Annotated in this window: 28 protein-coding genes; 1 reads left to right on the top strand and 27 read right to left on the bottom strand. The window is 38.1% G+C overall.

Going from position 1 to position 26176, the window contains the following annotated elements; genetic code table 11:
* Nucleotides 1-110 precede the first annotated feature (110 nt).
* The 5 genes from ACFSUC_RS09210 to ACFSUC_RS09190 form a co-directional block, all read right to left on the bottom strand.
* Nucleotides 111-395 carry a hypothetical protein gene (locus ACFSUC_RS09210; protein WP_379929256.1) on the bottom strand — a complete coding sequence of 95 codons (285 nt, stop codon included), beginning with the start codon at nt 393-395 and terminating at the stop codon, nt 111-113.
* 1506 nt (nt 396-1901) lie between these two features.
* Nucleotides 1902-2312, bottom strand: coding sequence for a hypothetical protein (locus ACFSUC_RS09205; RefSeq protein WP_379929255.1), 411 nt, complete (start codon nt 2310-2312; stop codon nt 1902-1904).
* Between the two features lie 159 nt (nt 2313-2471).
* Nucleotides 2472-2993: a HEAT repeat domain-containing protein gene (locus tag ACFSUC_RS09200; RefSeq protein ID WP_379929254.1), complete on the bottom strand. Its 522-nt coding sequence runs from the start codon at nt 2991-2993 to the stop codon at nt 2472-2474.
* A 196-nt stretch (nt 2994-3189) separates the two neighbouring features.
* Entirely contained in the window at nt 3190-3534 is a 345-nt protein-coding gene (locus ACFSUC_RS09195) for a DUF4279 domain-containing protein (RefSeq protein WP_379929260.1), read from the bottom strand.
* A gap of 412 nt (nt 3535-3946) precedes the next feature.
* Nucleotides 3947-4402, bottom strand: coding sequence for a hypothetical protein (locus ACFSUC_RS09190; protein WP_379929253.1), 456 nt, complete (start codon nt 4400-4402; stop codon nt 3947-3949).
* Nucleotides 4403-4520: 118 nt separating this feature from the next.
* Between ACFSUC_RS09190 and ACFSUC_RS09185 the strand changes: the two genes are divergently transcribed.
* Nucleotides 4521-5456 (top strand): alpha/beta fold hydrolase, encoded by a 936-nt coding sequence (locus tag ACFSUC_RS09185; RefSeq protein WP_379929252.1) that lies wholly within the window; start codon nt 4521-4523, stop codon nt 5454-5456.
* A gap of 95 nt (nt 5457-5551) precedes the next feature.
* Here ACFSUC_RS09185 and ACFSUC_RS09180 read toward each other — a convergent pair whose 3' ends face one another.
* The 22 genes from ACFSUC_RS09180 to ACFSUC_RS09075 all read right to left on the bottom strand — a co-directional run bounded on the left by ACFSUC_RS09180 (nt 5552) and on the right by ACFSUC_RS09075 (nt 24090).
* A complete protein-coding gene (locus ACFSUC_RS09180) occupies nt 5552-5983 on the bottom strand; it encodes a YtxH domain-containing protein (RefSeq protein ID WP_379929251.1) in 432 nt (143 codons plus the stop codon).
* Between the two features lie 18 nt (nt 5984-6001).
* Nucleotides 6002-6463: a DUF948 domain-containing protein gene (locus ACFSUC_RS09175; protein WP_379929250.1), complete on the bottom strand. Its 462-nt coding sequence runs from the start codon at nt 6461-6463 to the stop codon at nt 6002-6004.
* Nucleotides 6464-6742: 279 nt separating this feature from the next.
* A complete protein-coding gene (locus tag ACFSUC_RS09170) occupies nt 6743-7393 on the bottom strand; it encodes a helix-turn-helix transcriptional regulator (protein WP_379929249.1) in 651 nt (216 codons plus the stop codon).
* Nucleotides 7394-8079: 686 nt separating this feature from the next.
* The gene (locus ACFSUC_RS09165; RefSeq protein WP_379929248.1) at nt 8080-8757 is read right to left on the bottom strand and encodes an ABC transporter ATP-binding protein; all 678 of its coding nucleotides are present in this window, start codon (nt 8755-8757) and stop codon (nt 8080-8082) included.
* Between the two features lie 4 nt (nt 8758-8761).
* Nucleotides 8762-10048, bottom strand: coding sequence for a hypothetical protein (locus tag ACFSUC_RS09160; RefSeq protein WP_379929247.1), 1287 nt, complete (start codon nt 10046-10048; stop codon nt 8762-8764).
* Nucleotides 10045-10992, bottom strand: a complete 948-nt coding sequence (locus ACFSUC_RS09155) for a hypothetical protein (protein ID WP_379929246.1) — start codon at nt 10990-10992, stop codon at nt 10045-10047. Before ACFSUC_RS09155 ends, ACFSUC_RS09160 begins: the two co-directional genes overlap by 4 nt.
* Before the next feature lie 70 nt (nt 10993-11062).
* On the bottom strand, nt 11063-11497 hold the full coding sequence (locus ACFSUC_RS09150; RefSeq protein ID WP_379929245.1) for a hypothetical protein: 435 nt from the start codon (nt 11495-11497) through the stop codon (nt 11063-11065).
* Between the two features lie 173 nt (nt 11498-11670).
* Entirely contained in the window at nt 11671-12093 is a 423-nt protein-coding gene (locus ACFSUC_RS09145; protein ID WP_379929244.1) for a DUF86 domain-containing protein, read from the bottom strand.
* 214 nt (nt 12094-12307) lie between these two features.
* On the bottom strand, nt 12308-12592 hold the full coding sequence (locus ACFSUC_RS09140) for a Dabb family protein (RefSeq protein ID WP_379929243.1): 285 nt from the start codon (nt 12590-12592) through the stop codon (nt 12308-12310).
* A gap of 6 nt (nt 12593-12598) precedes the next feature.
* Nucleotides 12599-12784 (bottom strand): hypothetical protein, encoded by a 186-nt coding sequence (locus ACFSUC_RS09135; protein WP_379929242.1) that lies wholly within the window; start codon nt 12782-12784, stop codon nt 12599-12601.
* 14 nt (nt 12785-12798) lie between these two features.
* Entirely contained in the window at nt 12799-13878 is a 1080-nt protein-coding gene (locus ACFSUC_RS09130; protein WP_379929241.1) for a peptidylprolyl isomerase, read from the bottom strand.
* Between the two features lie 723 nt (nt 13879-14601).
* The gene (locus tag ACFSUC_RS09125) at nt 14602-15180 is read right to left on the bottom strand and encodes an ATP-binding cassette domain-containing protein (protein WP_379929240.1); all 579 of its coding nucleotides are present in this window, start codon (nt 15178-15180) and stop codon (nt 14602-14604) included.
* Nucleotides 15181-15267: 87 nt separating this feature from the next.
* Complete coding sequence (locus ACFSUC_RS09120; RefSeq protein ID WP_379929239.1) at nt 15268-16029, bottom strand: hypothetical protein; 762 nt, start codon at nt 16027-16029, stop codon at nt 15268-15270.
* 787 nt (nt 16030-16816) lie between these two features.
* Complete coding sequence (locus ACFSUC_RS09115; protein WP_379929238.1) at nt 16817-17629, bottom strand: hypothetical protein; 813 nt, start codon at nt 17627-17629, stop codon at nt 16817-16819.
* A gap of 77 nt (nt 17630-17706) precedes the next feature.
* A complete protein-coding gene (locus ACFSUC_RS09110; protein WP_379929237.1) occupies nt 17707-18105 on the bottom strand; it encodes a hypothetical protein in 399 nt (132 codons plus the stop codon).
* A gap of 336 nt (nt 18106-18441) precedes the next feature.
* The gene (locus ACFSUC_RS09105) at nt 18442-18807 is read right to left on the bottom strand and encodes a LytTR family transcriptional regulator DNA-binding domain-containing protein (protein ID WP_379929236.1); all 366 of its coding nucleotides are present in this window, start codon (nt 18805-18807) and stop codon (nt 18442-18444) included.
* A gap of 209 nt (nt 18808-19016) precedes the next feature.
* Nucleotides 19017-19148 (bottom strand): hypothetical protein, encoded by a 132-nt coding sequence (locus tag ACFSUC_RS09100; RefSeq protein ID WP_379929235.1) that lies wholly within the window; start codon nt 19146-19148, stop codon nt 19017-19019.
* 24 nt (nt 19149-19172) lie between these two features.
* The gene (locus ACFSUC_RS09095) at nt 19173-19661 is read right to left on the bottom strand and encodes an accessory gene regulator B family protein (RefSeq protein WP_379929259.1); all 489 of its coding nucleotides are present in this window, start codon (nt 19659-19661) and stop codon (nt 19173-19175) included.
* A 37-nt stretch (nt 19662-19698) separates the two neighbouring features.
* A complete protein-coding gene (locus ACFSUC_RS09090) occupies nt 19699-20358 on the bottom strand; it encodes a hypothetical protein (RefSeq protein ID WP_379929234.1) in 660 nt (219 codons plus the stop codon).
* 1406 nt (nt 20359-21764) lie between these two features.
* Nucleotides 21765-22442, bottom strand: coding sequence for a hypothetical protein (locus ACFSUC_RS09085; protein WP_379929233.1), 678 nt, complete (start codon nt 22440-22442; stop codon nt 21765-21767).
* Nucleotides 22443-22462: 20 nt separating this feature from the next.
* Nucleotides 22463-23113: a hypothetical protein gene (locus ACFSUC_RS09080; protein WP_379929232.1), complete on the bottom strand. Its 651-nt coding sequence runs from the start codon at nt 23111-23113 to the stop codon at nt 22463-22465.
* A gap of 137 nt (nt 23114-23250) precedes the next feature.
* Nucleotides 23251-24090: a hypothetical protein gene (locus ACFSUC_RS09075; RefSeq protein WP_379929231.1), complete on the bottom strand. Its 840-nt coding sequence runs from the start codon at nt 24088-24090 to the stop codon at nt 23251-23253.
* Nucleotides 24091-26176 lie beyond the last annotated feature (2086 nt).

The following is a 26176-nucleotide window of genomic DNA, read 5'->3' as shown; positions in this document are numbered from 1 at the left end:
ACTTATTTTCTTTGATGAATGCGCGAAGCTGCTCTTTCGTCCATAATCCCATGTGTAGATCCCAACCTTTCTCCTACCTCTATTTTAATAGATTTAGGAGTTTACACAATCTAGTTTACAGACTCTTCCTTTTCGTTAACCCAGGCAAATTCAAACTTATGATAGGTCACAAATATATTTCCACTCTTATTTTTTAGATGCTCACCCTCATCTAAGATGGTTAAGTGATAACCCTTTTTTGTTGTACTTCCACAGTTTCTAGTAAAGGTATAAGCTGTATATTCACCATTTGGAGAATCTAAGGAGTAACGTATCTCATTTGAACATATATTATTTGAACAACTTGAAAGTAACATGACTAATACAAGTGATTCTATTAAGAATAGTTTTTTCAATTCCTCCATCCTCTTTCCTAATACAAGGTCACTACAGCAATTTTGTCCCTCCTGACAACCATCAATATCGTATTCTGAAACTTCGAAAAATAATGTCAAGTATATGCCCATAATTGATCTACTAAATCCCAATGCATGAAGTTTAGTATGACTACTGAATTGTATTTCAGGAACAATACACCATCTAAATAAAAAAAACTAAATTTCTCTTCATATTGCAGTATTTATCGCTTATCACATAGTGTCATGAAATATTTGCTTGGGTTCTGAGCAACATCATCTAAATCTTCGATATTCATGTGAGGATATTTAAGATACGTTTTAATTTCAATCATATTTCCATTGATCCTTTCTCAATTACTAACAAAATATTACTTGAAGCTTGGAGTCATCTTTTCGAATTATTTATTGCCTATCGAATAATAATCAACGCCGTCGGTAACTTTTTTACTTCCTTGAAGTACATCTGTATCTGAAGTAAGAATTACATAACTTTGCTCATTTTTCTCAATGAAAATTTGCAATCCAGTGGGATGTTCTGGTTGGTATGGAATGATCTCTTCATACACAATTTGATCGTTTAATACAAATATCATCCCCATTGTAAGGTCTAATGACCCTTCATAATCTATGCCTAAAGCCTTGTTGATTTTCTTTTTAGAACTCCCTACTTCAAAAATAACAACTTTATCCTATTGAAACGTTGTCACATCCGAAAGCGAAATATCACAATGGTTGCGATTTATACATTGGCTGTCTATTTCTTTTATCATTTGCTTACTCAAACTTTGTTTCCCCTGACATCCTGCAAATATGGATACCAATAAGATCGTTACAGTTATAAAGCATAATAAACGTCTTACAGACGACATCCGTTTATCCTCCTCAATAAAACAATTAAAGTTCCACTAGAAAACAATGACAGTTTGATATTTGTAGTTGTTTACCAGTTTTTATGGTAACATAATCATGTTATTTTCTATTATCATACAACAATACCATGTTATCCAGTAAAAAAAGGCACTATGTATTTCATATAGAAAAAGAACGCATTTCAATCATCTATAGGTGGTGATCATATCGAAGCTTTGGTTATACTGTTTCAACTCTTATGGTTCGTGATATTATTTATTGGATTATTTTATTGTAAACGCTACTTAAGAAAAGGCACCCTATTCAGAAGAAGGATGCAATATTTTTTCATCCTGCTCATTGTGGGTGACATGTATTCTTTCATGTATTCTTTCATTCTCTCTATTTACGTCATTTCTATTTTTCCTGAACATCCAATTCTGATTATGTATGTATTCAACGCACTTCCTCACTATATTTTTTATTTCGTCGCATTTATTATTCTTCTGACTGCCCTCTCCAATCGAAACAAAGGAAACGGGGAATATGCTCAAAAGAATGTTGCATGTGCTGACAATGATGATGCTACTGGGATGTACAGCAACCGTCTTGATCATTAAAGATTGATATTGGAGGAAAAACGGATTTGTGGTTTTATAAAGTTTTCATAGTAATTGTCGGTTCGTAATCATTTAGTATCTCTATGATTTCATCTTCTGTTACAATTACAAAATGTTCAATTTTCTTATGCATATCCGCATATAAATCATAATGTTGCGCTCGAAACCACTTATCATAATCGTCACCATTCATTTTAAACAAAGACCACGAATCATTTTTCTCTCTAAACTTCCCGTACATATCTTGATATTTCAACATAAGTCGTTCTCTTGTTACCCTATGAGATATTACAAATTGTTCGAAAATGATAGTAACATGAGTTTCTTTATTATCCATCAATTCAATTTGTAAGCCATTTTCGTTCCAAATGATGTTATGTAAATCCAGTAATTTTTGTGGAATGTCGTTATGAGGTTTCCAAATAGTTAGTTTTGCTTCCTTCACACTATCACCCTTTATTTATCTGATTTTGGTGTATTAACTATCTCCTTGTAGTACAGTTCTATCAGAAGTAAAAAAAAATGTTGGATTTTCATCTAAAAAAAATATATAAACCGAAAATAACATCTTAATCGTATAGATAAGCTCTCAATTCTGTGTACATCAATCAAATAGTTCTAATACTTCTTTCAACCAATCATCTTGATTACTTTTATGATGATCTACTATTATCTTTCTGCATTGCTCTCTTACATTAAAAGATAATTGTGGGTGGATATGAAAAAGTAGCTGATATGCTTGTCTACTGACTTCAAAATTACCATCCACAATCATCCGAGTTATAACAAGAGAATGAGAACTGCAATCCAAACCTTCTAATGCGTACAACAATGTACCTCTGTTTTTTGCAGTTTTTGGATGCAATACAAGGTTTAGTATAGGTTCTACTGATTCTTGAGCCTTTAAGTCTGATAAAGCAATCGCAATGGCATTTCTCAGAATGTTATGATCTGTTTCTATTAGGTAATCGATCAACGTTGGGATATAAGCCCGCTCTTTTCTCTCAGCGATCTGTTCAATTATACGAATAACTTCCTCCATATTCCCATTCATGATTTGTTGTTTTAAATTAGATATATCCAGAATAGACACCTCTACATTCATTTTGTAATCTAATTTCTCCACAATTCCGTCCTGTAAAGAACAAACACAATCATTTAGTATCTTATTGAATGTTTTTCTATCAGAGACTTACAAATTTCGTTTATTAGTGTTTTCGAATAAATCTAGTTAACCATTTAACAAATCCAAGTTCCTAAATAACAATTAAAAAAGTACTCATTTCAATTCTCTGATCTGTTATCAAAGTGTGTTCCAAAATTCATACCCCTCCCCAAGATAATATATGGAAATCCACTTTGATATTCAATTTCTTCAAACAGTCTATTGCCTTTTGGCTCAATTCAAATCCCAACTGGGCATAGTCGGATTGAAGATACAGATTTAACATGACTTCATGATGCAGGCATAGTTCTTCAAATTTATCGAGTCGAGATGCTAGTAACTCATAAATGGTCACAATCGCTTCTGAAATGGTGTCGGATTCAATGATTTCAATCTCATATGTCCACAGATCATACGGTGCCGATTTATGTAACGACTTGCTAATCAATGTCCCTTTATTCACCGTATTCGTCGGTTCTAGTTGAAGATTTGATTTGGATATCTATTACATTGAGCTATAGCTTTTCAATGTGGCGTATAAACTTCCCATTGTGATCAATGAGGTAGCTTTGACCAATTTCAAGTAATTCGTCATGCTGTTGATGATTAGCCATTAACTTTACATAGGATTCATCAGCAAGAGAGAATTTCACGATCAGATAATCTATACGAAATCCTCGGGAAGAAAACCATTTTTTCTTTTCCTTCGATATGACGGTAGCCTGTATACGTACAACCTTGGGAGCTTTGGTCCTGACTACTCGAAAATAGCATACATTCACTACAACAATGACAAATATAACAAGCCAGATGAATTCCTTCACTGTAGTCTCCTTTTATGATGTCTGGGATACTAATGTGCTAATGAATGACACCCTCGCATGTTTGATATGGATGCTTCATTATGCTTCTTTTCATAACACCTCATATACTATGGAACGCTTCAGTCCCAGATAAGAATAATGAATCTCGATAGATACAACAGGAGCTGTGTGAACAATACGCAACCCATAGTTCAATTTATATCGGTTTTCGTCTGTACGAGGCTGGATTCGGGCCTGCTCCAACCCCACAAATTCAATATCTGCATGCTTCAACTGACCCAGCACCAGTTGAGAAGAATGACTGATACCCAGTTTAGCCTTCAAAGGAGAGCCCCCGCCATTTACGGTTACAGCCGAGACCGTTATTCCGGTATACCCTTCATTGATCACCTCTATGAGAACCTGATGATCTCCAAGCCCTTCATAAACCGTTTGTCCCATCACATGTAATGGCGCAGCTCTCTCGATCAAGATATAGAGGAAACCGACTAGCAGCAATATCAAAATCCAGACCCCTAGCATGATTCTCTTGCGAATGGCATTCACCCCGTCCTCTTCACATGATATAGTAAGCGTATACCATTTTCATTGAATTGAACATCATTTTCCATTTGGAGAGATTGAAGGTTGTGGCTTCATATACGCAATTGGATGGAGGGATAGAATGCATAGCTATATGTGGAAGTCTTCACACGGCGAATCGCTTCATGTGCGAAAGTGGGAATGTGATGAAGGGACGGAAGAGACGGCGGTCTTGCAGTTGGTACATGGGATGGGAGAGCATGCGGGTCGGTATGGAGAATTGGCCGCATACTTGAATGCCTCAGGGGTAACGGTGTATGGACATGATCATCGCGGACACGGGAAATCTGTGCAGGAATCTGCCAGAATGGGACACTTTGCTGATCAGAATGGCTGGAAGATGGTTGTCGAGGAAACACTGGAGCTTGCACAGGAAATCAAGAATCAGCATCCTAATCAGCCGCTCATTTTGCTTGGACACAGCATGGGATTTCTGATCGCCCATCATGCGTTGCTTGCACGGTCTGTTCCTTTATATAATGGCGTCATATATACCGGAATCGTCGCACATCCGGGACCGCTCGGACGTATGGGACAATTGCTCGCGCGGGCTACCGCCTTATTCAAAGGACCCCAGGCACCGGCTCAGCTGATGCATCAGATCCAAATGAAGACGTACAATCGTTCTTTTCAGCCGATTCGTACCGAGTTAGACTGGCTGTCTCGCGATCCGGTTGAAGTTGACCGTTATTTGGGAGATCCCATGTGTGGGGCAATCGGCTCTGCCGCATTTTATCGGGACATGACGGATGCGGCATTCCGGGTCTATGATCCTCGGAATCGACCATCGATTCCATCTGAACTGCCATACCTGCTGCTCGCGGGCGGTCGAGATCCGGTCGCAGGGAATGGTCAATCTGTTTCTTTACTGAAACAACGGCTGACTGAAGCTGGTGTTACCCGGGTTACGGCTCACATCCTGGACGACATGAGGCACGAGCTTTTTTTTGAACAGCAGCGCACAGAAGTATTGCATCTGATCAGAGAATGGATCACGCATCAGGTTGTTGGAAATTGAATATGCATATGTAACATGAATCGTCAAAAAAGGCCGGAGAGCAGATATCGCTCCCGGCCTTTCATCACCCATTTATCGTTATGGGCCCATGCGATTTAGTTAATGGTAGCAGATTTCTCAGGATCTTGGGAAGTCGGCTCTTCATTGGACTCTTCACTGTCTGCAGCGGAAGCTTCCAACGTGTCAGCTTCTTTGTCACCAGAGATCGAGATTTCATTTTTTGCTTGCTTCCAGGACTTTACATCGGTCGCAACGTTGTTTGCAAGTTCCTTGGCACGGCCTGCAACTTCTTTGCCTTTTTCACTCACGGTGCCATACAACACTTTGCCTTTTTCACTTACACTGCCATACAATTCTTTTGACTTCGAGCCGACATTCTGGCATTGTCCGGTCAGATCCTGACGAAGCTCTCTGCCCGCTTTCGGCGCTACGAGTAGTGATACGGCTGCACCAATTACGCCACCTACAATTGCACCCAACAAAAAGTTATTTCCATTTCCACCGTTTTGGTTTGTGTTCTCTGCCATCGATATCCTCTCCTTTGTTTATTTTAGGTTTCTCTTAGGCTCGTCGGACTCGGTACGCTTGTTTTTCCATATCGCCCACAGATCCAGCGTGTGCTGTGCCCACTTGATCGTATCTCCAATGGCGCTTCCACGTTTATGTACGGCTTGGCGCACATTGGATTTGACCGTATTGGACACGGTTGCGGATGCTTCCTTGAATGAGGCCGTTGCTTCAGATACCGCCTCACTGACATGCTTGACGGAGTTTACCAATCCGTCTACCGAATGAATCTTTTCATTCACATCATTCGTAATTGCATTGACCTTTTGCAGCAGAATCTCACTTTCTTTCATTACGTGATCTGCTTGCTTCTGTACATCCTGCAGCGTATTTTCGGTTTGCGTCAAGGTTCCCTTCACCTTCTGAATAAGCGTGATCAGGTACACCGCTAACGCTGCAAACGCAATCGCAATAATCGCAACACTCAACTCAACTATCAAAAGTAATCTCCTCCCCTTCTCCGTGACATATGCCTATGGGATACTTCTATTATAAGAAATTATCCGACACATTGACACCGTTTTTCAGAAATTTTTGGAACAACTTTCCCAATTTCTGTTTACCATCCCTCAGATGCTGATCTTCAAGGGAATATGTAGTCAACTATTTATTACATAACCATATGACTGGCTTTTGAAACAAAAAGATTCAGGTATTCCTCTATCACTTCGGTGAATACCTGAATCAGAATGAATAAATCCTATCTTGTCACGATGAAATCACGATGTTTTTCCCTCCTTGTAACTGTCTCGTATGACATAAGAACAGCGTGAGCCGCCTTTGGACAGACACTCGGTTCGTTCAACCTCATCGGTTTGCAACAATGTCTTGAACAGCTCCAACTCACAATGACAGGCCTGTTCGTGCTGTTCGGCCACCTGCGTAATCGGGCAATTATACTCGTGAAGCACATAGGCTTGATCTGTATCTTGTTCGAGCTGGGCCATATATCCGCCCTCATTCTGTATCTCTACCAGTTCCTGAACGCGCTCGTGCAGACTTTTTCCTGTCATTCGCTCTTCATGCTTGCGTTCGAGCTTCTGTTGCCTGCGTTCGAACAAATGCTGTACCAGGTCGTCCCCGTCTGATGCCAGTTCCTCCAACAAATCCAGGGCAAGCTTGTGATAGCTCTTCGGGAAATAGTTGTCTGCCTTTCTGGAGAGCGAATACGCATAGGAAGGTCTGCCCATTGCCTGTCTGACCAGAGAAGATTCAACCAGGCCGTCTCGCTCCAGCGCCTGAACATGTCTGCGGACCGCCATTTCCGTTATATGAAGCTGCGTGGCCAGCAAATGAATACTGGATGAACCATTCATCTTCAATAGCGTCAATATTTGATTGCGAGTGGATGTTTCGCGCTCACTAGACATTTCTTCACCACCCTTTACCGATATTTTACCGCAGAGTGGCAGATAAGTAAATTAAGAAACAGAAATGTTTATAAAGTCAATGATTCGAATCCGGTTCACCTTTCCGATAGTGCAGCGGAGACATCCCTGTCCTTTTCTTGAAAATGTTGAGAAATGAGCCGGGTATTCGAAACCAAGCATATAGGAAAGGTCATCATTCATGGAATAACCCATCTTCGCAGCTAATTGCTTGACTGTAGGGATACCATGACGGGCCAGATGGTTTGCTTCGCTGTTGTCCAGCAAGAAAAAGCCCTTGGATCTCAATCCCAGGGCCGCATCTCTATATGATTCTCATACGAATTTATTTCAGGCTAGCATCCGTTGCATCTGCATGATCATTCTCGATTTTTTCAGAAAACAGAACCTCAGAGGATTCAGAGGAAATCCCTTTCACCCATATAAAATTCATTTCATAGCAACAACAATAATAAAATCAATCCTCCGAATCGTAGCATTCGTCCTCCTATTGAATCCCCACCAGGTCGCCCCATGTTCTGCCTGATCTAGGTGCGTTCATCCCGTACGTTCCAGTGCCTAGATATGTTGAACACTGCTATTTCAGTTATGTGATGCATGGTGACACCGTTTAGAGATGTTTTCACTAGCGTGGCGGACAAGTAAATGAAGAGGTAGAGAAGAAATATTTATACGGTTAGTGCAACGGGTATGAGACCGTCAGAATGCAGCTCATACACCCGATCACACTTAGCAGCAACTTCTCGATTATGAGTCGCAATCAGGATGATTTTCCCATCTTGCTTCAGTTCTGTAAAGCAGTTTGTCACGAGATGTGCGGTAGTCGCATCCAATGCAGCAGTGGGTTCGTCTGCCACAACGAGTTGTGGTTGTCGAAGCAAGGCGCGAATAATTCCTACACGCTGACGTTCGCCCCCAGATAATTGAGAGATCGGCGCATCGAGCAGATTTTTCAGCTCAAACCATTCACTAAGCACTTGCAGGTGATCCATATATACACTCTCCGTCTTGTCTCTCTTGCCGAACCAGTAGGGAACCAGAATGTTTTCCTTTACTGTCAGCTTCGGTACCATGGGACTCTGCTGAGAAATATAGCCCATATGACGACCTCTCATTTTCGCTAACTGAGATAGAGACTTGTCTGACATATTCTGACTCAGATAGTGATAGACTCCGTCACTTGCTTTTTCCAATCCGGCAACAATATTCAACAGTGTACTTTTTCCAGCCCCGCTTTTCCCCATGACGGCAACCATTTGCCCAGAATCTATGGTGAGATTCACTTGTTCGAATATCACCCTATTCAAATAGGATTTAGAAAGATTCTCTACTTTCAAACCGTCCATATCATCATCCTTTCAGCTTCTGAACGATGTCTAGTTTTTTCATATAACGATTCATAATTAATTGTAACAATACCAGCATAAACAGCATGATGATGAGCGAGGCAATCATATAAATAAGCAAGATAACTTGAGTGAATGACGTCAGGACAATCAGGTAAATAAATGGAAACATCCATGCCATGCAATAAATAATTAGCCATTCGTATATGGCCAAACGATAAATTTGAGTGAAACTCGCCCCACTGATTAAAAATACCTTATACGTGTCAATCTGTTTTCTTGCTTTTAACATTGAAGTTCCTGACATCATACATATTAAAACCATCAACAGCAAGACAGATAACGTTAACAATATCATTCGGTTCATCTCGACCATCTCAATCCATGTTTGTAGCTGAAGAGATTGTCCACCGAGCAAGATAAATGATTCGAATCCACTTTCCGAAGATATTTCTTTCAATACGTCCCGTATTTCCAATGGGTTTAAATCGGTAATCAAGTTACCATTTGCCTGACTCAATAATAACGCTCTGATGAGCACCGGCATTTCTTCCTTTTGTGCTACCTCTAATCTGGAAGGTGCGTCCATCAAAGATAAAGCAGGTAGGATGATATATCGGTCTAGCAGCATCTCTGGATGATTTGCCGTAGTAATCTTTTGATTTGGTTGCAAAAATCCTACAATGGTGCCCACAAATCGTTCATTATAATAGTCAATTTTGACCTGATCTCCTATTTGATAATATCCTGCATATTCAGAGCCTAATACAACTGGAATCTGCTCATTGGTCAGTACATATTCATGCTCATCAAAAAAGCGACCATTTGCCAGTTGCAGATGATTGAATGCGATTACGTGATGATTCACTTGCATTGACTTTACACTTTGAAAACGCAGACCATTCCTTTCTGTAACCGGTGAAGGTTGACCGCTTTCATAATAGGTAGCAAACCTCTCATTCCCCTTCGGATCGTATAAACCAATAGGTTGCCAAACTGCGCTGTAATACGTGAATTCTGAAGATCCAGACAACTGGGCCACGAATTCATATAATCTGTCATAATTACTCAGTTTGGAGAAAAATGCTGCTTCCTTTTCATTAATTAGTTCATCTGAAATGGTATAAAAATTTTGCCCCTTGAAATGGTTAGTTGCCTCAATCTCTATTTGAGCGTGAGAAAAGTGTACGACCACAACCATGATAATAGAGAAGAATATAAGTGCTATAATGAAGTTGATCAGCAAGATAAATTTATTTTGTTTCCATATACTCCGTATTGCTTCCTTCACGATTTCCCTCCTCTCATCCGTACATATCTGTAGACAAATACACCCCCTGAAGACCAAATATAAAGATTAGCAACCCATAACCACATGGTGGCATCGCTGAGCCAGCTCTGATTCCAAAGCGGAAAAATTTGAAGTTGAACTACATTTGCCATTATCAGCAACAACATAGAGAATACAAACGAGATGATGGCCTCTTTCATCATGACTCTCTTCCAAATCATCCATGACGTATGTCCGTGCAAATGCAAAATTTGAATCATCATTTTTTGTTTCATAGCCCAAAACATATGCACAGCAATAAATGCTAATACCAGAAACCCGAGAGATGCTTGCAGACCCTTTATCATGATCGAATTGGAAGACATCGAATAAGTGCCGAGTAGTTCCTTATCAATGATTTTTACGGAAGAATCGTTTATCATTTCACGGAATCGTTGCCCGTGTTCTTTAAACGTAACAAATGTAAACAGATTACCGTTTGTCATATCCACTTTGTATGCAGCCGGAATAAACCATATTTCACGCTGTAGCTTATATGAATTTGTTTCCTGAAAATGTCCTGCATATATATATTCAGCAGGTAATGGCCCTAAACGATGCTGCAAACCATTTACAACTATATTTTTCCCAGCATTTAAATAGGATCGGTAGGTCGAATTCTCTATTGGCAAGCGAATATTCCCATTCACCCATACCCATTTCTTCTCCGGGAGACGAGTATCTTGTTGAAACAAGATGAATGGCTCCTTAATCTGCTTGAATGACGGCTCCTCATCCGGGATTATAAACGTAATAGCTTCCTGGTTCACAAATCCATTATTCATCATATTTATGTCATCGAGATAAGACAAACCATACAATAGGCTAATACAGGCCGTACTAATTAGAATGAGGACAGTTTGAATCAGAAGATTCAAACGATAGAAAGGATGTATCCATTTCATAAAAAAGAGGAACCTCCCCTTTATCGTTTTTCGTCTATGTAATATCGAGGAGGATCTTCAATCGAGTAAACTAGTTACCCCAGTAAGTATGTGCAACACTAAAATCTGCAATGACATATTCTGTTTCAGCTCTTGTATAATCCCAACCCCAAATGCGTCCAGTATCGGCAAAATTCCCTGATAACGGCCATACATATTCAAATCTCGCTCTAGTATAATGATACTCATCTGACCACCAAGTTTCACCAATCAGGTTTGTCTCCAGATTCGATCCAGCTTCTCTGTATTTTTTGGTAGCTTTATGGTTATCTGGAGAATTAGAGGCCATCGTAACAATACCATCAACCGATTCATTGGTATAATAGCCCATTTCTTCGCTCCATCCACCTGAAATCCCTGAACTTCCAGTTATCTTTCCTTCTCCTCCCATAACTGAAGCTGAAACGATACCGAAAATCACCATACTCAAAAACATCGCAAAAACGGTTCTTCTCAATTCAATCATTCCTCCTAATAATTAATTTAATTGGTATAACAAGTAAAGTATTAACAAATATCTCTCAAAAGTCAACCCTTGATTTTTTTCTCTGAACAAACCACTCTTGTATTACACACAAAAAACCAGCATCATCAGGATGGTAATCCCGGGTGCTGGTCGTGTGTTCGAGTCTCGGTGTCTTACAGCTCCGTTTTCAAATAGGTCTCCACTTGCTCGGAGAAAATGGGAAGATAGACGATGACGGTCTCCAGTTCCGGATACAGTTCCCCTCGCTGCAATTCCATGTATTGCTGTACGAGCGGCTTGCGTAGCTTGACGAGTGAACGGAGGGCGAGAAAGACCTCCTCCTGAATCACAGATTCCCCGTATATGATCTCCATAATATCTTCATAGCTGCTGGCATCGCGCATAATGAATCCATCGATCAAACTGCTGCCGACATCCGTGACAATCTCGATCGCCAAATGCAGGATTCGTTCTTGTGCGAGCCATTTCAGGGTGTCTTGCGGCTTCCATTGTTGTTGTAGCTGCTCCGCGCCCTCCTGTAGAAGTGGAATCATGGAGAGACGATCCCGAATCTGCTGTTCATTGACGTAATACATCTCGCTTTCCTCCTCCTTATTTCTTTTTGCTGCGTTTGGCCCACCAGATCGTAATGCCCACCGTAATGACAATAATCAGTAGGATTCCCAACGCTTCACTCACACTGCGATCATCCACCTGCCATCACCCCTTTATGTAAACTCATATAAGAAGGGACATGTCCGACTTGCAGACATATCCCTGTACTGGTTCTTCTTGACTTGCAAATGGAGATCAGGATGCATAATCTACGGCAATGCTGACTTCCTTCACCGTATTAATATATGCGATCACGTCCTGATGAACAGGATGTACCTGATAAGCTTTCAGATCCTCCAGTGAATCAAACTTCGTAATGAGGACGAGATCGTAAGACCGATCAGAGCGAAGCACATCCACCCCTACCTCAATCTCGCGCAACTGAGGAATCTTGCCTGCCATGCCGGCCAGCACTTCTCTCGTTTGCTCCATCGTTTCATCCGGATTTTTCAGCTTGAACATCACTACATGTGTAATCACTCTGTCTCACTCCATCTCTCGTTCTGCTTCCCACGCCACCTGCAGATTCCGGTCCACCCAGTCCCGAATGCGAATCTCGATCACCTGCTCGATTTCCTCGTCACTCAGTTCCGCCAGTGTCTCTTCCTCTACCGTTATGGTATCCTCAAGCACATGCTGTTCCTTGACTGCAATGTGAACGTTGATCTTCATGTCGATTCAATCCCTTATTCCATTTCGTCGGCTTTTTCTTCGCCGGCTTCTTCATCTTTATTCAATTTCTTCTCGATTTTCGCATCGGCTTTCAGCTCTTCCATCCATGGGCCCATTTCCTGACCGATCTTCTCTGTCAGCACCATGCGTCTCACTTCATCCTGCTTATCTTCAAAGGTCCAGTTCTTCGGAACGTCTGTCACCTTGATAATATGGTAACCAAATTCGGATTTAACCACTTCGGATACTTCGCCCACTCCAAGCTTGAAGGCAGCATCTGAGAATGGTTCAACCATATCTCCCTTGGTGAAGTAATCCAGGTTTCCACCCATTTGCGCCGAACCGTCAGTGGAGTTTGCTTTCGCCAATTCTGCAAAGTTCGCTCCGTCCTTGATTTGTTGCAGCAATTCCTTCGCCTTTTCCTCTTCCTCTACGAGAATGTGGGAAGCACGAATGCGCTCTTCCGGATCAAGGAACCCTTGCTGATACGTCTCAAACTTGGTCTTCATTTCTTCGTCTGTAATTTCCACCTTCGTGTCGAAGATTTTCGTTACACGCAGCTGATCCTTCAACTGTTCCTTCAACTTCTCTTCGTTCAGACCAGACTGCTCCATCAGGTACTGGAATTCAAAGTCTGAGCTAAATGTATTCTTGATAAACTCGTATTCCGCATTAATATCTTCTTCCGTCACTTCCACGTCCAGTTCCTCAGCTTGCTGTGCGATCAGCTTGTCCTCGATCATTCTGTCCAGAGTACCGGACATGTCGCTTTCCAGGAACTTCTCCAGCAGCTCGTCCTTGGTGATTACTTCGCCGTTCACTTCAGCGGCTACATCGCCAGAGGCTGCTTTATCTCCGCCAAAAGGCTTCACGACCAAAATCACAATAATAATCGCTAAGGCAGCCACAATGATGGTACCAATGAGGACACCATTGCCCCCGCCTTTTTTCTGTGGGGTCACTTCTGTATACCCGGAACGCTTGTCCAGCAGTTCATTCCGCTCTTCTTTTCCAGCGGTCTCCCCTGCTGCTTCCTTATTTTCTGCATCTTGCTGGTTTTCCAATTCTTGATCCTGACGCTTATCTTCCGTCACATTATTTCCCCCTGTTCATGGTTTCGTTGTTTCTCTTGGTCAGACATCTGAATGAGACAGCATCCGACTTTGTGTAATGGTGACACTTCGTTTATCACTTGGACTCATCCTAATATAACAAACTTTTCTACAAAACACATTAAAAAAAGCTTAAGACAGCATAAAATAATCTTTATCTCCATGCAAAAAGGATTGTCCATATGGAACTGAGTTCTGGGACAAGATCACATCGGTCAATCCTTCTTTTTTCTCCGGGAAGAGTCACTCTAAATGTAACATCATCTTGAATCACTAAAAATCTAACCTAAATCTCGAAAGCCCAATATAGTCGTATTTCCAGCACAAAGAAAATTCGAATTCCTGGTATAAACTGGTTCATATGTAACAGTATTTATGCGGAAGTAGTCAAATTGAGTGCAGAAACCCCCTCCCCATGACACCGGGCTTCACAGGTTCCATGTATTTTATTGTTTAATTCACTCAAGTGGGCAACTCTACTTGCGATTCGTTGCCAAGAATAGCGACTTGCAATTCTTTAGCGAGTTTAAGAGTGACCTGGCGACTTGACTGGAAATAGCAGGAAAGCACTTAAAAACTAGTGGATTATTTGTAATTGAAGAAAAATGGTAGGAAAACAATCAACATTATATTACGGTACGGCTTCAATGCTCAAGTATCAGTAACGACTATTGTAGTGAGCTCAAAGCAATTCAAGAAGGGTTTTCACATTTTATTTGAAACCTGGATCAAGTTTTTATTTGTAAACTCAAAAATATCATCACACAGCAATTGAATATCTTCATGGATGTGACTTGTCAATAGAATCGTTGTACCCTCTTCCCGTTCATGCAACAATAAGCTTCGCATCTTGGCTACACCATCTTTATCTAAGCCATTAAAGGGTTCGTCCAAAATCAATAGCTTTGGCTTTTCCATGATAGCCTGAGCAATAGCAAGCCGTTGTTTCATTCCAAGAGAATACTTTTTTACGGGTGTTTTATTTGCTGGATCTAGATCAACCCTCTCCATTGTATAGCGAATCTTTTCTGAGGATATTTTTTTACGTATTGAAGATAATATTTTCAAATTTTTAAACCCAGATGTATACTCTAAAAAACCCGGACTCTCAATGATTACACCCGTGTCTTTCGGAAAATCCGTTTCCGAACCTAGTTTTTTGCCTAGAATATGAATATCTCCTTGATCAGGTGACAAAAAACCACAAAGAATTTTAAAAAAAACAGATTTCCCACAACCATTATGCCCAATAAAACCGTAAATCTTCCCCTTCTTTAAATTCAAGTTTACACCCTCGAACAATATGTGTCCCTTGAAACTCATTTTCAAATTCTTTATCGTTATCACACAATCACTCAACCTATTCAGCCCCTAACTTAAATCAATAAAAATCAGATTATTTTTTCTGCGAATCCACAAGAACAGCAACAAACACACGAGAAGATTAACCAGCACAAAAATGATAAGAAATTCTTCAGCATACCGGGATCCGTTCCAGTGCATCTTGCCAAGCAATATATTTTGCCCAATGACTAAGTTGTTTTGAGGAAAAAGAATATGTACGAAGTAAATCAATATCATCACAAGGTAGCCTATATTGTTTTTATTAAAAGTTAGTGCTGTAACGATTTGAACAAGAGAAATGGTGTAAGCACCAATCCATTGTATAGAGATCGTCATAAGGATGACAACACTCGTTTCTGTAGTATAAATAGGATTCATATCATAAAAAGAATGCCAAATGGATAAATAGATCAAATAATAGGATATGAAGAATACAAGTACAAGAAGTCCAACTGTAGCTAATTGGGCTCCGTTAAATATTCGCCTACTATTTATTCGTATTAAAGAAAAAATATTTTTACTTCCCAATGAATAATAAATGTATGCTTCGACTATCAAGCCGATTAGTAAATATGGAAAGTACGCATACATGATTTGAATAACAGACATTTCAATCGGATTCTTCCCTCCAAAGATATTCATTAACGTGTTTAATAGATCAACATCAGATTGGATATTGGTACTAATACTTGCTAGTGAAAATAAAAATGTAAGGAAAAGCACAAGCAAATAAACTGGTTGAAGGAGGCGAAGATTGTATTTCATCAAATATATAAAATCACGAAACATCTAAAATTCTATCCTCCTTGCGAATCCAAAACTGACTGCAATCATCATGAATATGAAAATCAGTAATGGAACATGCTGAAAAAATACAAAATAAATAACAGACTCATTTATCGGATTATAATCGTAAATATATAAATTGTTAATATTGATATATTTAATGATTGGAATATGATTAACTTTAACCAGAACATGAATCAATAGATAGATCATCACAGACCCTATAGAATAATTCATATGATTTCTTTTGTTCATACAAATCAAAAATAAATAAAAAACAGAAATAAACAAAAATCCGAAAAAAAATCGCATGATATATAGAATAAGCGCATTCAACGGGGTGATCTCATCAGCAAACATGGTAAAGATATCAATTCCCTGTTGCGATGAGTAGCTCCACTCTTGGTCAAACTCAAGTGAAAAAAAAGCCACCAAAAACACACTACTAAACGAAAGAATTGTAATAAGTAGACACAGTATGACAGCTACCGTCAGATGTGCGGCATACCAGATTCTTTTATGTTGCAATCTTATTGATAACATTCTGATGAATAACCCTTCATCAAGCACATCCGTCAGGATAATTTGAAACATCAGCATAAAAAACAAGAAATAAACGTAATGATTACCATACACATAAAACAAGCCATTCCATAGATTATCAGATTCATTGAATTCAGTCATCCGTAATAATACAATTGGCACTGCAACATACGAGATCAGCAAAAGTAGAACTCTCTTATTGCCAACCATCTTATAAAAAACTAAATTTGTATAGGATAAATACAAGCTACCCATGCTTTAACACCCATTTGTAATTAATATAGAATAATAGTAATCCAAAAAAAATAAACACTCCAAATAACATAATATGATCATAAATATGACTTCCTGTGCTACTCATAAAATTATATACAGGTGTAATGGCGTACTTCGCAAAAGATTTGGTACTCGATATGACGATGTCATAAAACAAATAAAATACAAATGGAATGATATAAACATAAATTGTTCTGGAAAAAAAACTGGTTAGACCAATCGCAAAAGCGGTGTAACTAACCCCCAGAAAAAAATGAATGCCGATAATCAAAATAATATACAAATCAGGATGCGTTTGAAACAAATCGCTAAACAACCCTGCTGGCATCAATTGAAAGGGATGTAGCAATTGGTTCCTTGCAATCAGCGATAACCCCAAATAATAGAGCAATTCAGGAACTATCAAAGCAAGGCCACCAGCTATGGAACCTGAAAGAATCTTTAACATTCGATACTTCCTCGTACCTGCACGTATCATGGAAAAATAATGGAAACCTTTCTGTTTCTCATAGACATATGATGAAGCATAGGGCAAAATGATAATGAGAATGAAAAGTGATTGCATATACAAGTAGCTCTGAGTCCAAATATGATATTTATTTTTTCCAAATTCAAATAATTTTTCAATACTCTCTTTGGATAGATCATCCGCTTTTTGATCAATGAACCAACTTGAACTTAAAATCGTATTATATGCTGACAAGTACAATAACAACAATGATAATATCACAACAAACAGCATTCGATAATTACATACTGCTCTTTTTAATTCCATTTTAAACATCATTGATCACCTGTTTTTGATGTAAGTCCCTATCAAAGATTGATAGGGACCTTACAAATATTATTTAAATTCGATCATCAATAGGAGTCAGGATTCCAAGCCCCTGTTACATTATATTTATTATACCAAGAACCATCATTCGTCCAAGCCTTTACTCGATATTGATGATTTTGAGCCATTCCATATCCTGTCTCAAATACATGAGTACCACCATTTCTTGTTGTGAAGATATCTGATCGTTGATCTCCACCTGAATTCACAACCATAAAATTAGCTCTAACTGATGATTCAACATGATCGACATCTATCACCGCAGCTTCATCATTCGTGTATTTGTAAGCATAATCTGTGTATACTGCACCATGAAATAAACCAGTATTCATATCAAATGAGAATTTGTAATTATAAGCCAATGCTGTAAGGCTGGATAGCATGACAATAGCAGCCATACTGAATACAAAGATTGTTTTTTTCAATAGATTCATCTCCTAATCTTAGTTTATTAAGCGTAAGAATAACGAGGCGAAATCACTGCTATACAGTTCAATTTCTGAATAATATAGCGCGCTATATCAAATTTACCTTCAGAGATCTCTCTTCTATATTTTGTTAGTATTAACCATTATATTCAATAGGTAATTAGAACCAACTTTTCAATATGATGGTATTATTCTATACTCCCGACTTTCTACTAGATTCCGAAAAGCTACCCAAAACTCTTATAGGATTGTCAGGTTAAAGGTACAAATTTCTCGCTAAACATAAAAAGGATTGTCCGTATGGATCTGAATGCTAGTTCAAGATCACATCGGTCAATCCTTCTTATTTTCGAATCTTTGTTTGAAAAATTTCTTGATCTTCCTCAGATTCGAGAAAGCCACCGTCGCATACTTGGAATCATCGTTATACTCCGGCTCAAAATACACTTTTCCAAAATCCGTATCCAAATGATGAACATTATCCATATTCGCCACCACACCTCGATCGAGCTTTTGAAAGTTGTGCTCCTGTAGAAAGGTATACACCTGCTCCATCGAGGTCGGCTGAAAATAGAAGTCCTCCTTGGTATGGTAGACAACATCCCGATTATTCTCAACGCTGACATACCAAATGTCACGGATCGGGAGAAGATGGACTTCAATCCCCTCCTTAGTTTTCTTGATTACGGGAATCTCCATAAATTTCACTCCGAATTTTTCCAATATGACATGCAAATTCAAGGGATGGGACGAAAGTCATGTCATGTTGTAGACGAACGTCTACACTTAGAAGTTTACCTTGAAACTAATTTGATATCAAGATATTTCCATAGGTTCCTAGCTCTAAAGACATATTTTACTGAGATTGGTATAATCGGGGCGTTAATGGAATACACAAATATATATCCTCATTTTACATACTTTTCTTTTAATTCAGAAGGAATTGGTATTATATGCAAGAAAACACTTTCTGATACTACAAGTCCACTTGCAATTATTGCAAGAAATTTTGATGTTTTTTTAGCAAATTTCTTTTTCATATTTGATTCCTCCTAGATGTCAAATTAACTATATTGTTTTTTTATGAAACTAGTGTAAGGTATAAGAAAAAATGATTGAATAAGAAACATAATAGTCATTATTGATGATTGAAATACTAATCCTATAACAATGAGTGTGCAAAGGATAATTTTTATTTTCATCTTGGTTTGATCAGATAATGAATTAACAATTATTTTATTTGGTGCGAAGAATAAGTGAATTATAAAACTATAACAAGAAAATAGAATAATTAGCACTGTTGAGACCTGGATATACGGGACTACAAAAACAATTAGAATAGATGCAATTATGCACGCGCTCATTGTATTGAAATGATGGCCCCCTCCAAAAATTCTTAGAACCACAAAAATTATCATGCTGAATAAAACACTAGATAAATCAGAAAAATAAAATCCTAGCATTAACGAGATAAGCACGATTAGGCTTATTTGAAGAATATTCATTATTGAATAAGCCATAATTTCCACACTTGCTGTTTCGTCTGGATTCATAGACTTTATTTTCAGAGCTGAACTATTGGCGATTCTCTTAATCAATTTGCTCCCTCCTAATAGCCAGATAGACTAAACTGATCAATGCAATTATAGCCACTATTGTAATAATTACGAAATAGATACTAAACCCTTCAGCAAAATATACTGCAGACATATTAAATATTATTGCAATAATCACTAACACGATTAAGATTAGTAGGTTAATTCCTACCAGTCTCAATGGTACATCATTTGTAAATGGGATAAATGTAAATCCAATTCTTTTTCTTGCTAGAATTATGCTTAGTATCAAAGTAAATGCAAAAAATATAAATTGAATTGCATATGCTTCAAAAGTAAGTGGTCTAATATCTTCTATATTAAATATTTGAAATAAATCGAGGATCATTAACTCAGAAAATTGAACAACATTTAGATATAACAAACTTAACAGGGTCATAAGAGCAGCATAGAATATATGAAATTTAAAGAAGATCCAAAATGCCAATAGCATGAGTATCAAGTACATTGATGCTACTTGTGCCCCTAGATCAAAATAAACTCTCATTACATATGAGGTTATTGGTATGGATATAGAAACGAATCCGATTCTGAAAACATAGTATTTTAATTCAATACGAAACACGACTAGAATAAATATTAGCACTGCTAATAATTCTAAGATCGAAAAAAAAGTGAATGCTAAAAAATTCATTAAAATTGCTCCTTCTCTATTATGTATGCGTTTTCATTATATAATTATACATATTTTTTTGGATCGTACCTATCGAAATTGAAACGTGCGAATTCACTACTAATCTTACCATCATTAGTCCCATTTACCTACAGAAAATAAATTCCAACTCGGTATCCTCTTCCCTAATTTTCATGCAACTTCCTTCTTGAAGACTAGGTAAAAGATCACAATCATTTCAACAGCCAAAATGATATTAATCAGACTGAAAATGTATACATTATTCAGGATCAGATAATACATAACCCAGTTTATCAAAATTACCACCACAAGAAGCAACACGGTGATCATTGTCACGTTTTTGCTGAGTCTATAGGAAGTATTGTCAGAACGAATGAGATTGAAGTGAAGTCTGTAGCGCTTCACCACAACAGTATTCAACAAAGATAGCAGGAAAAATAGAAACTGAACAAAGTATGTGTAAACATTGAATGGAGCGATATCTTCAAACATCATCTCACTGACGTTCATCGTGATGATAAACAAGATACATTGAAACAAAAACGTATATATAATCGCATTTGTTCCCAAGATCAAGCTGTAGAATAACTTGAATTTGAACATCAGCATGATCAACAGAATTAACATGAGTTCGTACATGACCGGAACTAATGCACTATGATCAAAATGAAATCTTAGATAATAGGACAATTGTGACAGGATAAAAGAGATAAAAAGAATTTGATACAAATGGCTCTTGATTGGGATTTTATACAAGGCAAATACAAAGACAAGGGCACCCACCATCTCAACAGTGGAAAATAGATGAAACCAGACAAAATTCATATACATGTCCTTTCCTTAAAGTTTTTACACTCTGCTTACACCATTTTCTTCTCCCTTGACATATAAATCATGAAGAACAAAATAATTTCTATCAAAAAAATAAGCACCATAAGAAAAGAAATATATGCCTTATGAACAAGCACCAAATAGCCCATCCAATTCAATGAAATCAGAATCGTAATGAAAATTAGTTCTTTTCGTCGATTATGATTTCGCCCTTCCATTCTCTCCAATTGGCCAGTTTGAGGGTAAGAAACAGAGAGGTTTCCCTTTCTCACAAGCAATCCCAAAAAGATAAAAATTAGCGATGCTCCCATGACTCAATCTCATACGATAAATGAAATAGTAAAATAAAACCGTAACTAATTCATAACGAATCGTAACCATACCTGAAGGAACGCCAAAATGTTCTCGCAAATAGTAAGACATCTGACTCAATACAAAAGAAATAAAGAGAATTTGCGGAAAAGTCCGTAAATAAGGTAGTTTAAACAATGTGAAAATCAAAAAGAAGTAGGATAGACACTCAATAATGGAGACCACTTCAAATATTAGAAATCGCATACTCTCTTCCTCATTCCTCATACACTGCTTTCTTTATGACCATGATGTAGTTCCTTCCGTACGAATACCCAAAAGAAAACGATAATTTCTGCAATAAATACAATAGCAACCACAATAGCCAACGCCGTACTTTTCATCAACAGGAAATAACTTAACCAATTTATCAGGATAATGAGACATGCAAGGAATAGTGTACGATAATGAAAATGAATCTCCTTCGATTGAGTTTTGAACATGGCGGGTAACCAGACATAAAATCTGAACTTGGCTATTCCCCATCCAAGCAATATAAAAAGAAAGACAGATACCAACTGATTCATATAAGTCGCAAAGCTAAAAGGCACCGTTTCCTCGGCAGTAAAGATACCAAACTCGACTAAAATGATGAATACAAGCAGTTGAGTAGCCAGAGTGAATAAGACCGTTAATATCGAAAGCAATATGGAGTAAAGCAGCTTGATTCGATACATAAAGTAGTAGAACATGATGATAAGAACTTCATAAGCGACCGTAACCACACCAGAAGGCATACCGAATTGTTCTCTTAAATAATAGGATGTTTGACAAAGTATAAAAGACATAAAAATAACTTGGGGAAACGTTCTGAGATACGGCAATCGAAACAACATGAAAAAGAAATAAAACAAAGCCAAGCTCTCTAGCATAGAAAAAAACTGAAATTCAAAGTACCTCATGACTCATCTCCTCCCACACTCTAGACGGCCTCTCTCTTCAAACTGGCAGCAATCAGTATGGCAAACTCCAAAGTTAACACAACAAAAAACAGGGACATCGTATAGATGCTTTGCAGTACAAATGAATAAATCACCCAATTACAGACAAACATCCCAGCCACCAGTCCAATCGCTTTCTTACCATAAGTGACTGTCCTTCGCTGTGGAGGCTGATAACGAACGAATTGGAAATGAAACTTGAATTTCTTCAAGAGGATAATGATCAACCAGCTAATGAGTGCAAATATCCCTTGCACGAAGTAGGCAAATACAGTGAGTGGCTGAAAATCCGTAAATTCAAACAAACCTGAACTGATAGCTGACAGCATCGTCGCCAGTTGAACAAATGATAGATAAAGCAGCATCGCCACGCCCAACAGCAAGCTATGTACCCACTTTATTTTAAACATCACAATCAAGAAGACGATCAGAGATACTTCATAGGCGATCAATACAAATGAACTGAGCTCCAGCTGAAATCTCATATAGTAGGAAATCTGCGGGAGAATAAATGAAGCAAACAAAATTTGCGCCATAAATGGTTTCATCGGGATGCCAAACAGAACAAACACAACGGTTATCATGAAGATTACTTCAAGAATGGAAAACAGATGAAACAGAACAAAATCCATATTTAACCCCTCTCTTCAATTCTTCATTATGTATTTCTTACAAACACATCCCGCAAAACATCAACATGCCTGCTGATTCAATGGCCGAAAATATTTGAAATAAGAAATAATCCATATGCTACTCCATTTCTTAATAATCAAGCTCCCGCAACTCTCTCTTTCCGATAACTCATGATGAGTAAGATCACAAACTCAATGAATAGAATGATATTCACAAACGTCAACAGATTATGGTTTTGAAGAACCCAAGTATAGATTGTCCAGTTCAAAGTAAAAATCAAAATGACCGAAACCATCGTCTTAGCACCCCAGTTCCGGATTGATTCCTCAACCGTCCCTTCCGCTTTGATACGGCTATGTTTCTCATGACGAATAAAGAAAATAAGCATCAGTATAAATTCAAGAAGCATAAATACCGAAAACGCCAGTGTATGCTTTACATTCTGCATTAAATGAAGATAGAAGAACCAGTTTACCAGGATAAAGATCAGTATCATCACCAGCATGAATCGGTATGGCTTCTTCCCTCGGATAGGCTGGTTGGCATCAATCTGTATCGGAATGTGGATCTGCTTGCGCTTAATCCACCAGGAAATCATAACAAACAGAGTAGTAGATATTACCATGAGTGATTCCGTTACTCTGGTATAAGGTCTAAATTCCTCCAGCTCTGCAACTCCCATGTACACACCTATCAAAATCAGAATACTTTGCACGACCACTGTACAGATAATAATCGAAGTAGACAAGATAATCGCATACCTCAGCCTCATTCCAATCAGTAGCCACAATAATAGCGTTAACATTACTTCATAGCTGATCGTGACTATACCGGAGGCAATTCCGAACTCTTCACGTAAATAATACGACATTTGGCACAGAATGAAAGCAATAAAGAGTACCTTGGGCAGATATCTGTGAAACTCCAGTTTGAACAGGGTGAACATCAAATAAATAGACCCCAGAATTTCAAACATGGAGAACAATTCAAACCGGATATATTGCACCCAATCTCACCTCACTTCTTAAATCTCTTCTAAACGATCAAGTATTTTTCGCGCTTCTCTTCTCCCTGCGATAACTGAAATACAGCAAAAAGATAAATTCAGCAAATAGAATACAATTCACCGCTATGTATATATCAATATTTTTCAAATACCAGGTATACATCGTCCAATTCACTGCAAACGTCAAAATGACCGATATCATCGTTTTTACTCCCCAGTATCGAATTGTTAAACGTTCATGTGAGCTCGCTTTGATGAAAGTAAAATGAAACTTCGTTTTTATGATCAGCCATACCGTGAGGAGACAAATGATAAAATACGTACTTTGGGCTAAATATGCCATGATAGAATGTGGCCTCACATTCTCTAGCGTAAAGGGTCCTATCCACATGAGAAAGATCGTAATCGCCATCTGAAATACGAACAAATAAATAAGCATAAACACAGATATAAACATACTGTGCAGTAACTTCACCCTAAACATTAAGAAAACGAGTCCAATCCATACGACTTCATAGCAAATCATCACATATTGAGGCTGTTCGAGGTGAAAACGCAAATAATAGGAAGCCTGTGAAAGTAGAAAAGAAATAAAAATCATCTTGCCCAAATGACGACGAATACCTAGATTGAACAATGAAAACCCAACCATCATCGTTCCCAAAGATTCAAGAATCGAAAGCAAATGAAAACTAATAAATTGCATCTCTTCACTTCACCCCATTCACATTACACAACCACTATTAGCTTATCTGGTTAAGCGATCTCCCGTTTTAAACTCAGATATATGACAATGATAAACTCCACAGCAATAATGACATACGCTATTGTCATCCAAACAACATGATATAAAATCGTTGTGCTAATAAACCAGTTCACGCAAAACATCAACAGTCCTAACCAGACGATCTGCTTCTTGTCTTTAAAATATCTTTTATTTTGATAATTGAGCTCTATAAAATTGAACTTGAAACGTATGTGAATGATCCAACTGGACAATAACCAAGTAAACGCAACAAAAATAATTTGAACCAGGTAGGCAGAGGTAGAGAAGGGTATGAATTGATCAAACTCAAACAAGTTGATCCAGGAAAAAAAGAGAATAATGGAAATTTGTATCGTCAGGATATATAGTCCGCTAACGATCCCAAGCAACAAACTGTCGCGTAATCGCAGACCAAATAATATCATAAAGAAAAAGATCGTCAGAATCTCATAGAACACAGGTACCACGCTACCCAGTTCAAGTTGGAACCTTAAATAATAGGACATATGGGATAACAAGAAGGAAACAAATATGATTCTGTTTAAATTGTCTTTGACCGAAATGCCAAACAGGACAAACGTAAAACCAATATAAGATATAGCTTCTAGAATCGAAAAGAAATGAAATAACAGAAAATCCAAGTTCCTAACCTCTTTCACAAGAAAATTAAAGAATGAATCAGTTATGTATTTCTACTTAGCTCATGTGGTTCTTCTCTTTCTTTCACGTAAGGCATGCTTTTAACGAAAGGAATGCGAAACATCACAAATATAAGCAGATATAAAGACAGAATCTCCACCATGGAGAAGAATTCAAACAAAAAATACCGCATGATATCCTCCATTTTAATTGGTCTGTCATTGGGTTAACTTGTAACTTCTCGCTTAATTGCAAACAAGATCAGTCCGATGAGTTCTATCAGCAGCAGTAGCATCATCAAAACAAATGAAGCTGTATCCAGTGTGACATGATAGTACATAAACCAGTTTATCAATAGAATAAAGATCATCACGTAGTTTGCTTGATGGTTGAAGGGTTTGTTTTTCTCACTAGATCGATTACTCCTTCTGAGCTGAAAACCCACTTTGTATTTTCGCAATAAACTGCAAATTCCCCAGGAAATAAACCCCATTAGAATCTGAAGAATATAGGCAATCAGGTGGAGTGGTTTTATATCATCAAAAGAATAGGAAGTAACGAGAATCGTCATGAAAATAAGGAAACCCTGTATAAAGACACAATATAACATGAATGTCAGACTTAATATCATACTTTCTTTCAGTTTTAGAT

Source organism: Marinicrinis sediminis (genome assembly GCF_042685085.1).
In the GTDB taxonomy this organism is placed as follows: Bacteria; Bacillota; Bacilli; order Paenibacillales; family KCTC-33676; genus Marinicrinis; species Marinicrinis sediminis.
Note: the sequence above shows the minus strand (reverse complement) of the source record. Positions and strands in the feature narration are given on the sequence as shown.